The organism is Shouchella lonarensis (genome assembly GCF_900096965.1).
In the GTDB taxonomy this organism is placed as follows: domain Bacteria; phylum Bacillota; class Bacilli; order Bacillales; family Bacillaceae_D; genus Shouchella; species Shouchella lonarensis.
The window spans coordinates 17,507-31,719 of the sequence record NZ_FMYM01000008.1; the positions used below are offsets into that span (position 1 = coordinate 17,507).

A 14,213-nucleotide genomic window follows, 5' to 3' on the forward strand; every position below is an offset into this window, starting at 1 on the left:
GCTCATCTGACCTCGGGCTTCTGAATGTTGGAATGGAGGATGAATAAGGATGAGAAAAATGGACGGCAATGAATTTGATCCATTGGTTGATTTTTTTGATGAGATGGCGCAAACGATGTGGTTGAAACAGATCCATCATGAGCTTTTCCTCTTATCTGGCGACTGGACAGCGCGTGATGTGGTTGACATTGGTTGTGGCACAGGAAGGTTATTGTTACGCGGGGCATCTATTGCGGCAACACTGACAGGCGTTGATTTATCAGCAGGAATGGTCGCCCGTGCGAATGAATTGTTGTCAGAAACAAAGCATGCGCGCGCCCTTGTTGGTGACGCAACAAATTTGCCACTGCCAAATGATGCATACGACATTGCTTTATCGACATGTGTGCTGTTCTTGTTGCCTGATCCAAAACAAGGGTTGGTTGAAATGGCGCGCGTTTTGAGACAGGGTGGAACCGCTGTATTGCTCAATCCTAGTGAAAAAATGAGTCAAATAGCGGCAAGCGACTATGCAGACGACCATCATTTTAGTGAGACAGAAAAAGCATTTTTACTAAAATGGGCGAAAGCTGCAGAACACCGCCATCGTTTAAGCTGCAAGGAACTGGACAAGACATTTTCTGAAGCTGGATTGATAACAAATGGACATATACCAGTGTTAGATGGTCTAGCTTATGTTAGTAAAGCAAAGAAATGAGAACAGATTAAGCTGTGATCATTCATCAACATTTATTGCATATCGAGAAACGTTTGAACGATACGAACAAACTGTTTGGCACGAATGTTATTTGTGTGATTGTGACGGATTAATTGATAACCTGCTTCTGTAATCTTTTTTCGTTCTCGTTCATTGTCAATATAGTAGCGTGCTTTATTGTAAAAGTCATTTGTGTCACACGCCACGTAATTGACACCATCAATGAACCCTAAATCGCGTATATCTTCGTTAGGTTCTGCGAGTAACAATGTTTTACATGCGGGCGCTTCGAAAAATTTTTGTACTGGATATTTTCCAGCTTTGGGAACCCTCGCACCACACGTGAAGAAAATATGTGCACGATTGATCTGTTTAGCATAATTTTTATTTACTAGCGCATTTTTATCGGAAGTCAGGTGTCCAGGATGAGGATGAAAAACAAATCCAGGTTCATTTTTCATCTTGGATAATACAGTTTCTCGAAATAAATACCGTCCTTTACGTGCTTGTTGTGCATATGAGCGCCAATCCGGATCTGTGGAATATACAAGTCCTGTCAGTAAATACAGGATGTCTTTTTTTTGTTTCCAATCTTTGAAAATGGCGGGGTTAATTGCCCAAGGGAGCCAGCGAAATTTACTTGCTAATTCTGGAAAGACAGCTAGGAATGGATTTTTTGAAACAGAAAAAATCAGGTCAAAATTATTTTTAAGGAAAAACATTTTTTTAGCTGTTTGTTTCCAATGGACATCATATACGAAGCATCCTTTAGGAATCTTTGTTTGTTTTAATCCTTCTATGTTTGGGGATAAATACTTACTCATATCGTAGTGGAAGATAAAATCTGGCTTAAATGACAGTTCATTTATAATGTTGTGAATATGCCCATCTGTATGCCAATATCTCACGTCTGCATAACGTTCAATTGCGGTGATCATATCCATTTTTGGTTGATGTTTAGGATACTGTCGGTGAAATGGTTTAATTAATATTAAGATTTTCAGCATCAGTGGCACCTTCCCGCTATATGGTGTTGTTTCGTATAATATGTGAGCGAGTTAAGTGGTGTGCGTTTAATGTGAGAGAAATGTACGTAAAACATTTCATGATTTTGTGCATATGCTAAACACAATACTTGTAATGTGATGAGGAAGAGAAGAAACATAAAGACATCACTTTTCGGAATTCGTGCATATGATAATATGATTTTATAAAAAGCGATGTGTTTTTTGGAAGGGGAGATGGCAGTGATTGACAGAAGAAATAGTCGAGGCAAAGGATATGTTATGAGTACAGTCTCAAAAGGAAAGGTGAAGGAGGAAACCGATGTGCAAAGTGAAGCAAATAGCTGGGATTATGAGGAAACACTACGGAAATGGTTGAAGAAAGTTCAACCAAAAACGATCTTGGAATACGGTCCGGGTCGGTCCACTGAAATGATGTTAGAGGAGTGTCCCGATGCTCGTATTGTTGGTATCGAGCATCAAGAATATTGGTATAAAGAAACAAAAGAAAAGCTAGGGGATCGTGTGGAATTATTATTACAACCAATTTCAAATATTAGGAGCCATTATGCATGCTGGCCATTGATGCAAACGGAAGTACAAAAATATGATTTTATTTTTGTTGATGGACGTAGACGACTTGAATGTTTAATGGTTGCACAGGCGGTCTTAAACAAAAATGGTGTTGTATTATTACACGATGCAGAAAGAAAAGAGTATGATTTAGGAACCGCGTTGTTTGATCTGGTGGAATACAACGAACAAACACGTACAAAAGTATTGGCACTAAAAGACAATCAGCTGGGAACTCACGTTGATGAGGAGTTAAATAACGACCAGCGTGAGAACGAAAAAGAAAAGAATCAAATTGATAAAAAAGTGGTTGTACTTGATAAAAAAATAAACCAAACAGATGAGAAAGAAAAAAAGCGAGAAATTACCTTTGTTACTGCTGCGTATGGAGAGAAATATCACCAATACGTAAGAGGCTTAGCCCGGACATTTTCCGCAAATAATGATGCAACATTGGTTGTGTATACAGATGAAAAAAATATGAAATTACCTCAATGTAAACTTCAACATCATTTATCAATGGATGAGATTCAAAAAGAAGCACGTGATCTACCATTAAGGTCTGCCAAATCACGCATTTTAGCAGATGCGGCGAAAAGGCATGAGTTTGTATGTTGGCTAGATGCCGATACGCTCATTTATACAAATCTGCAAAATAAATTAGATCTGGATAAAATTAATGTTATTGGCTATGGCTATGGACGTAACATGCGCGATTGTGGTGGAGGTTTAGAAGTGAAGCAGTCACGTTATGGTCTGGGAGCGATGTATGCAATGCCACAAAAATATATATTGGAATTAGAAAAATTATGGCAAGAATTAAGAAGCGCGATTGAGCAGATGAAAGTGAAGATATATGATCAATCAATTTTAAACCATATCATTATGAGACACCAAGCAAATGTGAAATATTTAAATGAATCCTATTTAGAAATGGGATGGAATTTTAAACCATTCATGAATAAGAAATACCCGAATAAGCCAGCACATCCGCGAATTGAAAATCGTAACTTTTGTACGGGTTTGAAAATAAAAAATGGGCAATTGTATCATCGAGAAACACCGTTTGCCACTTTATGTTGGACGGCTCTTTCTTTAGAGCAGCAGCTTAGCAATCGATTCAAACATATTGCAGATTCACAGGCTCGAAAACATTTGCGGGATGTATATGCATAGTGATCCTCATGATGATAGGGAGATGTGTGTAATTGTAATACATGTGTAAAATATAAGGGTATGAGGGGATTTTATGGCAGACCTTACAGGAAAACGATGCAATGTTTTAATGGGACCCATTAATATCGGCAATCAAATGGCAACCTTAGTAAAAGGATTAAACGACCACGGCGTGTTTGCCCGAACGATTACGGCGTACAGTAATCGTCTAGCATATAAGCAACACTATCCATTAAAAAGAATGTGGCCGAAAAGTGGTAAGGAAAAAGATATTCTTAAATTCTTGGAAAAATACTGCATTCCTCACTTCGATATTTTCCATTTTTATGGAGGATTTACATTTACACGTAGTCATGCGGATTTAAGGTTGTTAAGCGAAGCAAAAAAAACAATGATCATGGATCATCGAGGAAGTGAAGTTAGAACAATCGAAAAAGCGTTGAAGATCAATCCGTATGCAGCTGTGAAAGGCACATTTTCTTCTGATCAAGTTTATTCAAAATTAGAAGAACTTTCTAAATATATTCGTTTCTGTTTGGTTGCAGACGAAGAATTACGCTATTATGTCAAGAGTTATTATGAAAAAGTATTTCAAGTGCCGCGTATGATTGATCTGCTAGAATATCGGATAAATAGACACGCTTTTCAAAGAGTGAGTCATGCTGTCCGTTCTTCGCGCAATGTAGGGAATATTCGAAGATATTCACGAGTGTCAGTGCGAGCAGCGCCTACAAGACGTCCACTTATTGTCCATGCGCCTACTCATACAGGTGTAAAAGGGACAGAGACGATCGTAAAAACAATGAAGGGACTACAGAAAGATTTTAAGTTTGATTTCCAACTAATTAAAGGTATGGCGCATGAAAAAGCAAAAAGACACTATGAACGGGCTGATTTGATCATTGATCAATTACGCATCGGAAGTTATGGTGGGTTGTCTGCCGAAGCGATGGCACTAGGTAAACCGGTTGTGTGTTACATTAGTGATTTTATGTTGCCATATTATCCATCAGATTTACCAATTATTAATGCAAACCCGGATACATTCCCATCTGTGATGAGAACCCTGTTAGCAAATGTTCATCGTTGGACAGAAATCGGTCGTGCGTCTAGAAAATATGTGGAAAATCATCATGATGTGAGAATCAATAGTTTAAAGGTGAAGGAGATATACAAAGAAATTTTGCGTTCATAGAGGATGATAACGTTAGGTTGGTGAACAGATGGACAGGAAATTGAAGGTGTTAATTTTAATTAAACCATTTGACCAATTATATCCCAAACATGCATCAAAGATGGATATGATTACGGCAATTGAAAAGCATGCAGAAGTCCGTTATTGGCATAAAGATGGGCGTCTTACAGACATTTTATCTCAATTGGCATTTACACCGGATTTTATCTTCCATTATGACACGGGACATAAAGCAAAACCATTTGCGCCCGACATTAAAGGATTAGCCCAAACAAAGATTGCAAAAGGCTGTTTTGTCATTGATGCGCACACGAATGAGGCTTTAAGAGCTGCGTATTTCAAAGACAATCGTATAGACCTCATCTTTTCTGTAGGAAAACACGCTTTTCTAACGGCTTTTCCACGTTTTAAAAAGAAATTCCGCTGGTTGCCATGGGCAATTAATCCTAAGGTGTTTTATGACCGAAAGCAAAAAAAAGAGATGATGCTATTACTTATGGGACTTGTACACACACCAACGGCGGCAAATAAGGGTTATAAAACTCCAGCAAAAGGGAAGTATGCGTTTCGTGATCATGTATTATCTGTCTTTCGTGACCATCCTGATTTCTTTTATATTCCTCATCCCGGTCATTTAACCGACAAGGAAAAAGGGATGATGAATGAAAACTATGCTAAGGCAATCAATCGTGCTCATATCTTTTTTACGTGTGGTGCCCGTATTCCTCGTGTAGGTTCTTATCCAGTCCAGAAATTTTTTGAAGTTCCAGCAAGTAAAACATTGCTGTTAGCAGAGTCAAATCGAGATATTGAAGAGTTAGGATTTGTTAATGGCGTAAACTATGTTGCTTGCACGACCGATAACGTTTATAAGAAAGCACGGTATTACATGAAAAATCCTGCAGAGAGGATTAAAATTACTGAAGCGGGATACAAGTTTATTCATAAGAAACATACGAATGATGTTCGTGCTAAGCAATTTGTGGAGATGGTGAAAGATTTCTTGTTAAGAAAGAAGAATTAGATGTACTATTTTCGTATTTAAGGATGTGCAAGCTATGACTTTCTGTGGATGATGGGTTCGTCTAGCATTTGAAGAGAGAACACGGATCAAGTGGATGTGTGATCCGTGTTTGGTATCCCTTCATGTTGGGAAAATACCTATTTCTGTCAACGCCCTTCTTAACGCCTCAATTGTAATACCTTTTCTTCTTCAGGTGTGACAAATAATGTTGTTTGCTTTTCGTACGTCACGTAGCCGGGTTTTGCACCACTCGGCTTTTTTACATAGCGAATTTTTGTATAGTCAACTGGTACAGAAGCAGAGTGTCTTGCTTTTGAGAAATAGGCAGCAACGATCGCCGCTTCCTTCAATGTTGCTTCATCAGGTGCTGTAGAACGAATTAAGACGTGTGCGCCTGGGATGTCTTTTGTATGAAGCCAAATTTCATCTTGGCGCGAGAAATGGCGTGTCAAATAATCATTTTGTCGGTTATTTTTTCCAACAAAAAACGGGACCCCTGTAGAAGAAACGTAAGATTCTAGTTGAGGGTGACTCGACTGGCTCTTTTTCTTTTTTTTATGGGAGGAACGTGAGCGCATGTACCCGCCATCTCGTAATTCTTCTCGGATTTCCTCAATATCTTTCGGTGAGGCAACGTCAAGTTGTTGCAATAAATTAGCGAGGTAATCAAGCTCGATGCGCGTCTTTTGTATTTGGTCTGTGACTTCAAGACGAGCGGTCTTCGCTTTTTGATAACGCTTGAAGTAGGCTTGTGCATTTTCAGCCGCTGTCTTTGTTGGATCTAAGGCAATGGTTACACAACGCCCTTCAGGATCGTAATAGTCAACGACGTCAATAGATGACGCCCCTTTTTTGACTAAGTGTAAGTGAGCGGTTAATAGTTCTCCATAATGTTGATGTAAGTTTGCTTCATTTGTACGTGTCAATGTTTCTGTTAATTTTGCTTGTTTTCGTTTGTTTTTCTCATATGTTTGCTTTAGCAGACGTTCTACGTCAAAAGCTTGTTGTTTGACACGATCTCGTTCTGCTTTTTTGTAATAGTAACGGTCAAGCATATCATTCGTCGTTGAAAAATGCGTGCGATCTCCATTTTTGTGAGCCAAATGAACGACAGAGAAAAAAGCTTTCTTGCCGCCCACGATCTCAGGGGTGTAACAATGTGTTTTTAGCGGTTCGATCACATCGAAAAAGGCTTTGGGCAATGTCGTTTGGTTTGCCAGACCAGCTCTATGAACAATTTCGTTCGCAACGAGCGGAGACAAGCCATGAAAAGAATGTACAAGTTGTGCACTGAGTTTCCCTGCATTAAAGTCAAGTGACTTTAAAACGTCTTTTTCAGTCACAGTGAGTACGTCTTGTTTCTCTTGAGCAGGTGGGTGTTTATATAACTGTCCAGGTCCAACTGTACGATAACGGCTTTGATCAAAACGCACGTGTTTAATGCTGTCAATTACCATATTTGTTGTGGGGTCAACTAAGATGATATTACTGTGACGACCCATGATCTCAACAATAAGTTGTTTTGTTTTTGTATCTCCTAGTTCGTCCCGCTTTTCAATCGTAAAAGTAATGATCCGATCTGTTTGATATTGCGTAATGGCACGAATGATGCCGCCTTCTAAATGTTTACGCAATAGCATACAAAACATCGGTGGTTCGTTCGGGTTTTCATATTTCTCTTTTGTCATATGCACACGGGCAAACGTGGCATTTGCAGATAGTAATAAAAAGTGATTTTTTCCGTGTGCTCGAATGGCGCATACGAGCTCCGTTTTAGACGGTTGAAAGACTTTATTCATACGTCCACCAAGAAGAGACTGTAGTTCGTGTGTCACTGCTCTTGTCACAAAGCCATCAAATGACATGTGGTTCACCTCAACTTTACAATAGAAAATCTCTTTCTAGTATAGCATGATTGTCCTTCTAGCTGAATAAGATAGCTTGTATAAAAGGTGTGCAGGTAAAGATATCGGTTGTAATGATTGAATGCGAGGTGGCAAGATGAAATGGTATATGATGAAGCAAGAAGAAGTGGTCTATAGGACAAATGCAAATGTTAAGCAAGGATTAAATGATAAAAATGTGAGGAAAAGGATGGGTACGTATGGACAAAACAAATTAAAGGAAGCACCACGCCCATCCGTATTTTTTACATTTCTGGCGCAATTTAAAGACTTTATGGTGCTTGTACTATTAGCAGCTACACTCATTTCTGGTTTAATTGGTGAGATACTCGATGCGTTAACGATTATGTGCATTGTTTTATTGAATGGGATTTTAGGTTTTTTTCAGGAGCGCAAAGCAGAGAAGTCGCTTGATGCGTTGAAAGAATTGTCTGCGCCACAAATGTATGTGAAACGGAATGGTGAGTGGCAGCGAATTGCTTCTGTACTCGTTGTGCCAGGTGACATTGTGAAGATGTCGGCAGGGGATCGTGTGGGAGCAGACATTCGTTTATTAGAAACGTCGGGATTGCGCATTGATGAAGCGTCCTTAACAGGCGAGTCACACCCTTCACAAAAGCAAAGTGATGAGATTGCACAAGAGGATGTGCCCCTTGGGGATCGTGCCAATATGGCATTTATGGGAACGATGGTTACACAAGGTAGTGGTGTCGGTGTGGTTGTTGGCACAGGCATGCGAACTGAGATGGGAAAAATAGCGCACTTACTGCAAGAAGCAGAAGTGCTTGCAACGCCATTGCAACGTCGGCTAGAACAGTTAGGACGAACGTTAATTGTCGTCGCATTATTGCTTACAACACTCGTCGTCCTGTTTGGCTTGTTGCAGGGGCATGACTTGCATACGATGTTTATCTCGGGTGTGTCACTTGCAGTTGCAGCGATACCAGAAGGTTTGCCAGCCATTGTCACCGTCGCGCTCGCCCTCGGCGTACAACGGATGATTAAGAGAAAAGGCATTGTGAGGAAGCTTCCAGCAGTAGAAACACTTGGCTGTGCTTCTGTCATTTGTTCAGATAAAACGGGGACATTAACACAAAATAAGATGACAGTGAAACAGCTTTGGACAAAGGATCAATGGTTTTCTGTGACAGGAGCTGGCTATGATCTAGATGGAGAGATTTTAAATCAAAACGACCAGCGCATTGACCTGCAACAAGAAGTAGGCTTGCAACGATTATTAAGCTACGGTGCGCTTTGCACAAATGCGCGTTTCGTCAAGAAAGAGGAAAATCATACGTTAGATGGGGACCCAACGGAGGGCGCGCTGTTAATTGTCGCAGCAAAATTAGGGTATGATCAGGAGAGTTTAGCACGAACATACCAACGGGTAGAGGAGTTTCCATTTGACTCTACGCGGAAGATGATGAGTGTGATTGTGTCTGATCCTAAAGGAAAAAAATATGTCGTTACAAAAGGTGCCCCCGACGTTGTGCTGCATCATTGCCGCTCCATTTTTTCAATGAGCCGATCAGAAGCATTAAGTGATCATCATTGCAATCAAATCAACAAAGCGGTCGAAAAAATGGCGAGCAACGCGTTGCGCACGCTTGCGATTGCTTATCGTCCTTTAATTGAAGGGGAACTGTGTCAATCGGCAGAACAGGCAGAAAAGCATTTAACGTTTGTTGGTCTTCAAGGAATGATGGACCCGCCGCGTGTGGAAGCAAAAGAAGCGGTTGAAGAATGTCGTGCGGCAGGGATTAAAACGTTAATGATTACAGGTGACCACCAAGTAACAGCCGCAGCCATTGCAAAAGAGCTTGCGATTTTACCTGAAGGAGGAAGGGTGTTAAATGGTGGGGATTTAGACCGGTTGTCTGTAAATGAGTTAGAGCGTGAAGTGGAATCTGTGTACGTATATGCACGTGTGTCGCCTGCTCATAAGTTAAAAATTGTCCAGGCATTGCAAAAGAGAGGACATATTGTGGCGATGACAGGCGATGGCGTAAATGATGCACCGGCTTTAAAAGCAGCGAATATTGGTGTGGCAATGGGCGTGACGGGCACCGATGTCGCAAAAGAATCATCAGCACTCGTGTTGGCCGACGATAATTTCTTAACGATTAAAGAGGCCATTAAAGAAGGTCGCAATATTTACGAAAACATCCGCAAGTTTATCCGCTATATGCTTGCGTCTAACGTGGGCGAGATTTTGGTCATGTTGTTTGCAATGATGCTCGGCATGCCGCTGCCACTTGTGGCCATCCAAATTTTATGGATCAATTTGGTTACAGACGGTTTACCCGCGGTTGCACTTGGGATGGACCAAGCAGAAGGAGACGTGATGCGACGAAAGCCACGGGCACCGGATGAAGGCGTGTTTGCAAGAGGACTAGGTTGGAAAATTGTGAGTCGTGGTTTCATGATTGGGATGGTTACATTGATTGCATTTACACTCACGTATGATCATCAGCCTGACAATTTGATTCTTGCCCAAACGGTTGCGTTTTTAACATTAGTGATGAGCCAGCTTATTCATGTGTTTGATTGTCGGAGCGAATACTCCGTTTATCATCGCAACCCATTTGAAAATCGCTATCTTGTTGGCGCAGTTGCTTTATCGGTCGTACTCATGGTCGCCGTCATTTATATGCCAACGTTGCAACCAATTTTCCATACCGTATCACTTGGAGTGAAAGAATGGCTGTTGGTATTAGGTATGGCGTCGATTCCGACTGTCGTTTTTGGAGGATTTGGTAAGAAATGATGCAAAGTTAGTTAAAACAAGCGAAAGACACTGACAAACGTTTCAAGCGTGAATCAGTGTCTTTCTTCATGTGGGGGAAGGGATGTATATTCTATCATGGAAATGAATAAACATGGTATGGCACAATGGCTGTTTGTCACAAGACATGAGGAAAGGAACGGTGTTATGGGGGGAGCGAATAGTAAAAAGATACGTGTGCTTCATGGGCCAACAAATATTGTGAACCAAATGGAGACGTTAGCAAAGGGGTTAAGTGAAAAAGGCGTTTTTTGTAGAACGGTGGACACTTACAATAGTTTTTTGGCTTATGAAAAGCAATACACTTTCAAAGGTATTTGGCCATCAAAGGATGCAACCGATGACCAACTAGAAAAGTTTGTAAAGAATAACCTTGCTCATCAATTCGATTTATTTCATCTCCACTTTGGACTTACTTTTATTCCGAGTCAAAAAGACATTTCTATCTTGCGGGATGAAGGAAAACCTCTTGTTATGCAATATTATGGAAGTGATATTCGCTCTTTAAAAGCTGCATTAGAAATTAACCCCTACGCAAGGGTGAAACGGAATATTCTTCCGTCTGTTTTTCACCGGAAAATAAAAGCATGCGCAGATCAAATCAAGTATTGTGTCGTCGCGGATGCAGAGCTTGAATATTATGTGAAAGACTATTATGAGGAAGTATTTCGATTCCCCATTGTCATTGATTTGTCTCAGTATCAGGAGACACAACCAAAATTAAATAGCGGTGTGCCTTTAATTGTACACGCGCCTACACATGCCCATATAAAAGGAAGAGACACGATTTTAAAAGTGATGGAGGAGCTAAAAGAAGATTTCAAATTTGATTTTCAACTTATTCAAAATTGTTCTCATAACAAGGCAAAGGCGATTTATGAGCAAGCCGATCTCATTATTGATCAATTACATGTCGGGTGTTACGGCGCATTAGCAATAGAAACAATGGCATTAGGAAAGCCGGTTGTATGCTATATTAGTGATTTCATGCGAGAGGATTATCCATCTGACCTTCCTATTATTAACGCGAATCCTGACACATTGTTAGCTGTAATGAAGTCACTGCTGAGCAATCAAGACGCACTACCAGAAATAGGGAAACGATCAAGGAAATATGTGGAAAGGGTCCATGATTACGCAGAAAATAGCGAGAAAATGAAACAATTCTATGAACGTATCCTCAATTCATTAACGTGATGATGCGTTGTTAAGAGAGGGGAACAATGTCTTGAGTAGTTCAGAAAAGAATTTGTTTACAAACAATCGTGTTTTCATTATAGGAGGAGCAGGATTTATTGGCTCATCTTTTATTGAGAGACTCATTAGCCATAATGACGTCATTGTATACGATAACTTATCTCGAGATTCTCTTAAATATAAGAAGTATGCAAATCACCCACGTGTTCATGTCATTGAGGGTGATATTCTTGATAAGGAACTTTTAAAGACATCTATGCAAGGTGCAACACACGTGATTCATATGGCAGCCATTGCTGGTATTGATACGGTGACAAATGATCCAATTAAAACGATGCGTGTCAACATGATAGGAACAGCAAACGTATTAGAGGCGGCTGCGACAATGGAGAGATGTGATCGGGTCGTTTGTTTTAGTACAAGTGAAGTGTATGGTCAAATGGCCTTTCGATCAGGTGAAAGGGATGAAGCGATCATTGGTACGGCTGAGGAACGGCGCTGGTCGTATGCAGTAAGTAAGTTAGCTGGAGAGCATTTGGCGCAATCTTATTACCAACAATTAAAATTGCCAACTGTCACCATCCGTCCATTCAATATTTATGGTCCGGGACAAATTGGTGAGGGAGCGGTTAAATCAATGATCGAACGTGCACTTATGAATGAACCAATTACAATCTATGGGGATGGCGCGCAAATTCGTTCGTGGTGTTATGTGGATGATATGATTGAAGCGCTTTTTCTTACATTAACACATCCAAATGCTGTAGGAGAATCTTTTAACATCGGCAATAAAAATACAACATTGACGACATATCATTTAGCCAACACCATTATTCGTGTGCTATCGTCTCAATCAGTGATTCACTACGGCACAAAAAATTACGCCGATATTGAATTGCGTATGCCTAATACGGATAAAGCAAAGGATGTTTTACAATTTGAGGCAAAAATAGATTTGGAAGAAGGGATTCGCCGTACCGCTGTTTTTTTGAGAACAATGAAGTGAAAAAAGTGGGGTATTAAAAATGAAACGATGGAAAAGTGAGGGAAGTGGTCACGTAACAAAGGAACAGCTTGGTGCTTGTGGTCAAAATGTGGTCATAGAAGATGGTGTTCGTATATTTCATCCAGAACAAATCTTCATTGGTGACAATGTATATATTGGTCATAATACGATTTTAAAAGGGTACTATAAACACGCCCTTGTTATCGACTCGAATAGTTGGATTGGGCAAAATGCTTTTATTCATGGCGCGGGAGGGGTACAGATCGGTTCGTTAGCTGGCATTGGTCCCTCTGTTCGTATTCTTGCTTCTTCTCACATCGAGCCAGACGACCCGGAGGAAGCGATATTATTTTCTCCATTGCATTTTCCATCAATTACAATTGGGGAAAATTGTAATATTGGATTGGGTGCTACAATTATTGGAGAGGTATCTGTTGGTTCGCATTCAAAAATTGGCGCAAATGCACTTGTCAATCGGTCCATCCCAGCCTACAGCATCGCAGTAGGGGTACCGGCTAAAGTGATAAAAAGTCGTAAAAGCGAAGGAACTTCTTCATGATCAAGTTAATAAAGCCATATATTACTTATGACGATGTGAAAGAAGAAATAGAAGCCATTTTCAAGAGTGGCATGTTCACAAAAGGACCGTACGTGACACGTTTTAGAGAGAATTTGGCTCATTACGTTGGTGCGTCGCATACTTTTTTAACGACTTCGGCGACCACAGCGCTTTCTGTATGCTTAAAGTTATTAGGCATAAAAGAAGGCGATGAGGTAATTGTTTCAGATTTCTCTTTCCCGGCCACAGCCAATGTTGTTGAAAATGTAGGTGCGCGACCAGTATTTGCGGATGTAGATGTCAATACATTTAATATGTCTCCTGAGCAGTTAGAGGCATTCATTTCTCCAAAAACAAAAGCCGTTATTTTTGTTGATGCATTAGGGAATCCAACAGGTATAAAGGAGATTCATGACATTTGTCGTCATTACCGCATTCCTTTAATTGATGACGCAGCATGTGCGCTAGGCAGTGCGGAGAAGGGTAGACGTACAGGTAGTCTGGCAGATTTAACTTGTTTTAGTTTTCACCCGAGAAAGTTGTTGACAACTGGAGAGGGAGGTGCGATTACTACCGAAAATGAGGACTGGGCAGCGTGGCTTGATGTACGTCTCAATCATGGTGCGATTTTCAACCAAAACAAGTTGGATTTTGTTGACACAGGATATAATTACCGTCTAGCCGATATTCCTTGTCTCTTAGGCTTAAAGCAACTGGAAAAGTTAAACGAAATTATTTTCCACAGGAATGAGATGCGCACAGAATATATAAACCAATTGGCACCATTAGGTTTTCAAATACAGCAAAAGGGCGGTGATGTTACCCATAATGTACAGTCGCTTACATTCAAAGTTCCTGTAACAATGAATAGAGACCAATTGATGCACCATTTATTTATGCAAGGAATCGAGTCAACGATTGGGACGTATAGTTTAAGTCATACGACTTATTACAAACGAAAGTACCATTCGGAGCGAAAAAATGCGCTATTTCTTGAGCAACATACGATCTCGCTCCCTTGTCATGAGGATGTGGACGTGGAGAAAGTTGTGAAAGAGATCCGGTTTTATACGAAACGAGAAAGGTTGTAGGG

11 protein-coding genes are annotated in these 14,213 nt (G+C 40.4%); 9 read left to right on the forward strand and 2 right to left on the reverse strand.

What is annotated here, in order from left to right; all coding sequences use genetic code 11:
- Positions 1 to 49: 49 nt before the first annotated feature.
- Positions 50 to 697 (forward strand): class I SAM-dependent methyltransferase, encoded by a 648-nt coding sequence (locus BLT29_RS09170; protein WP_090776032.1) that lies wholly within the window; start codon positions 50 to 52, stop codon positions 695 to 697.
- 32 nt (positions 698 to 729) lie between these two features.
- On the opposite strand, the gene BLT29_RS09175 is transcribed toward BLT29_RS09170, so the two are convergent.
- Positions 730 to 1,704, reverse strand: coding sequence for a glycosyltransferase family protein (locus BLT29_RS09175; protein WP_245701199.1), 975 nt, complete (start codon positions 1,702 to 1,704; stop codon positions 730 to 732).
- Positions 1,705 to 2,025: 321 nt separating this feature from the next.
- On the opposite strand from BLT29_RS09175, the gene BLT29_RS09180 reads away from it, so the two are divergent.
- The 3 genes from BLT29_RS09180 (at position 2,026) to BLT29_RS09190 (ending at position 5,669) form a co-directional block, all read left to right on the forward strand.
- On the forward strand, positions 2,026 to 3,450 hold the full coding sequence (locus tag BLT29_RS09180; protein ID WP_176763878.1) for an O-methyltransferase: 1,425 nt from the start codon (positions 2,026 to 2,028) through the stop codon (positions 3,448 to 3,450).
- A gap of 73 nt (positions 3,451 to 3,523) precedes the next feature.
- Positions 3,524 to 4,645, forward strand: a complete 1,122-nt coding sequence (locus BLT29_RS09185; RefSeq protein ID WP_090776035.1) for a glycosyltransferase — start codon at positions 3,524 to 3,526, stop codon at positions 4,643 to 4,645.
- Positions 4,646 to 4,673: 28 nt separating this feature from the next.
- The gene (locus tag BLT29_RS09190) at positions 4,674 to 5,669 is read left to right on the forward strand and encodes a glycosyltransferase family protein (protein ID WP_090776036.1); all 996 of its coding nucleotides are present in this window, start codon (positions 4,674 to 4,676) and stop codon (positions 5,667 to 5,669) included.
- A 158-nt stretch (positions 5,670 to 5,827) separates the two neighbouring features.
- Here the strand turns inward: BLT29_RS09190 and BLT29_RS09195 are convergent, their stop codons facing one another.
- On the reverse strand, positions 5,828 to 7,534 hold the full coding sequence (locus BLT29_RS09195) for an Rqc2 family fibronectin-binding protein (RefSeq protein WP_090776037.1): 1,707 nt from the start codon (positions 7,532 to 7,534) through the stop codon (positions 5,828 to 5,830).
- 136 nt (positions 7,535 to 7,670) lie between these two features.
- On the opposite strand from BLT29_RS09195, the gene BLT29_RS09200 reads away from it, so the two are divergent.
- From BLT29_RS09200 to BLT29_RS09220, 5 genes are all read left to right on the forward strand, one after another.
- Complete coding sequence (locus BLT29_RS09200) at positions 7,671 to 10,340, forward strand: calcium-translocating P-type ATPase, SERCA-type (protein ID WP_090776038.1); 2,670 nt, start codon at positions 7,671 to 7,673, stop codon at positions 10,338 to 10,340.
- Positions 10,341 to 10,436: 96 nt separating this feature from the next.
- Positions 10,437 to 11,555 carry a glycosyltransferase family protein gene (locus BLT29_RS09205; RefSeq protein ID WP_090776039.1) on the forward strand — a complete coding sequence of 373 codons (1,119 nt, stop codon included), beginning with the start codon at positions 10,437 to 10,439 and terminating at the stop codon, positions 11,553 to 11,555.
- A 31-nt stretch (positions 11,556 to 11,586) separates the two neighbouring features.
- Positions 11,587 to 12,561 carry an NAD-dependent epimerase/dehydratase family protein gene (locus BLT29_RS09210; RefSeq protein WP_245701200.1) on the forward strand — a complete coding sequence of 325 codons (975 nt, stop codon included), beginning with the start codon at positions 11,587 to 11,589 and terminating at the stop codon, positions 12,559 to 12,561.
- Positions 12,562 to 12,580: 19 nt separating this feature from the next.
- Positions 12,581 to 13,120: an acyltransferase gene (locus BLT29_RS09215; protein WP_090776040.1), complete on the forward strand. Its 540-nt coding sequence runs from the start codon at positions 12,581 to 12,583 to the stop codon at positions 13,118 to 13,120.
- Positions 13,117 to 14,211: a DegT/DnrJ/EryC1/StrS family aminotransferase gene (locus tag BLT29_RS09220; protein ID WP_090776041.1), complete on the forward strand. Its 1,095-nt coding sequence runs from the start codon at positions 13,117 to 13,119 to the stop codon at positions 14,209 to 14,211. Before BLT29_RS09215 ends, BLT29_RS09220 begins: the two co-directional genes overlap by 4 nt.
- Positions 14,212 to 14,213: the final 2 nt, after the last annotated feature.

Bases quoted from the DNA above. Each gene is read 5' to 3' on its own strand.
- BLT29_RS09200 (WP_090776038.1), top strand. From the start codon at position 7,671: ATGAAATGGTATATGATGAAGCAAGAAGAAGTGGTCTATAGGACAAAT.
- BLT29_RS09170 (WP_090776032.1), top strand. From the start codon at position 50: ATGAGAAAAATGGACGGCAATGAATTTGATCCATTGGTTGATTTTTTT.
- BLT29_RS09175 (WP_245701199.1), bottom strand. From the start codon at position 1,704: ATGCTGAAAATCTTAATATTAATTAAACCATTTCACCGACAGTATCCT.
- BLT29_RS09185 (WP_090776035.1), top strand. From the start codon at position 3,524: ATGGCAGACCTTACAGGAAAACGATGCAATGTTTTAATGGGACCCATT.
- BLT29_RS09215 (WP_090776040.1), top strand. From the start codon at position 12,581: ATGAAACGATGGAAAAGTGAGGGAAGTGGTCACGTAACAAAGGAACAG.
- BLT29_RS09220 (WP_090776041.1), top strand. From the start codon at position 13,117: ATGATCAAGTTAATAAAGCCATATATTACTTATGACGATGTGAAAGAA.
- BLT29_RS09190 (WP_090776036.1), top strand. From the start codon at position 4,674: ATGGACAGGAAATTGAAGGTGTTAATTTTAATTAAACCATTTGACCAA.
- BLT29_RS09195 (WP_090776037.1), bottom strand. From the start codon at position 7,534: ATGTCATTTGATGGCTTTGTGACAAGAGCAGTGACACACGAACTACAG.
- BLT29_RS09205 (WP_090776039.1), top strand. From the start codon at position 10,437: ATGGAAATGAATAAACATGGTATGGCACAATGGCTGTTTGTCACAAGA.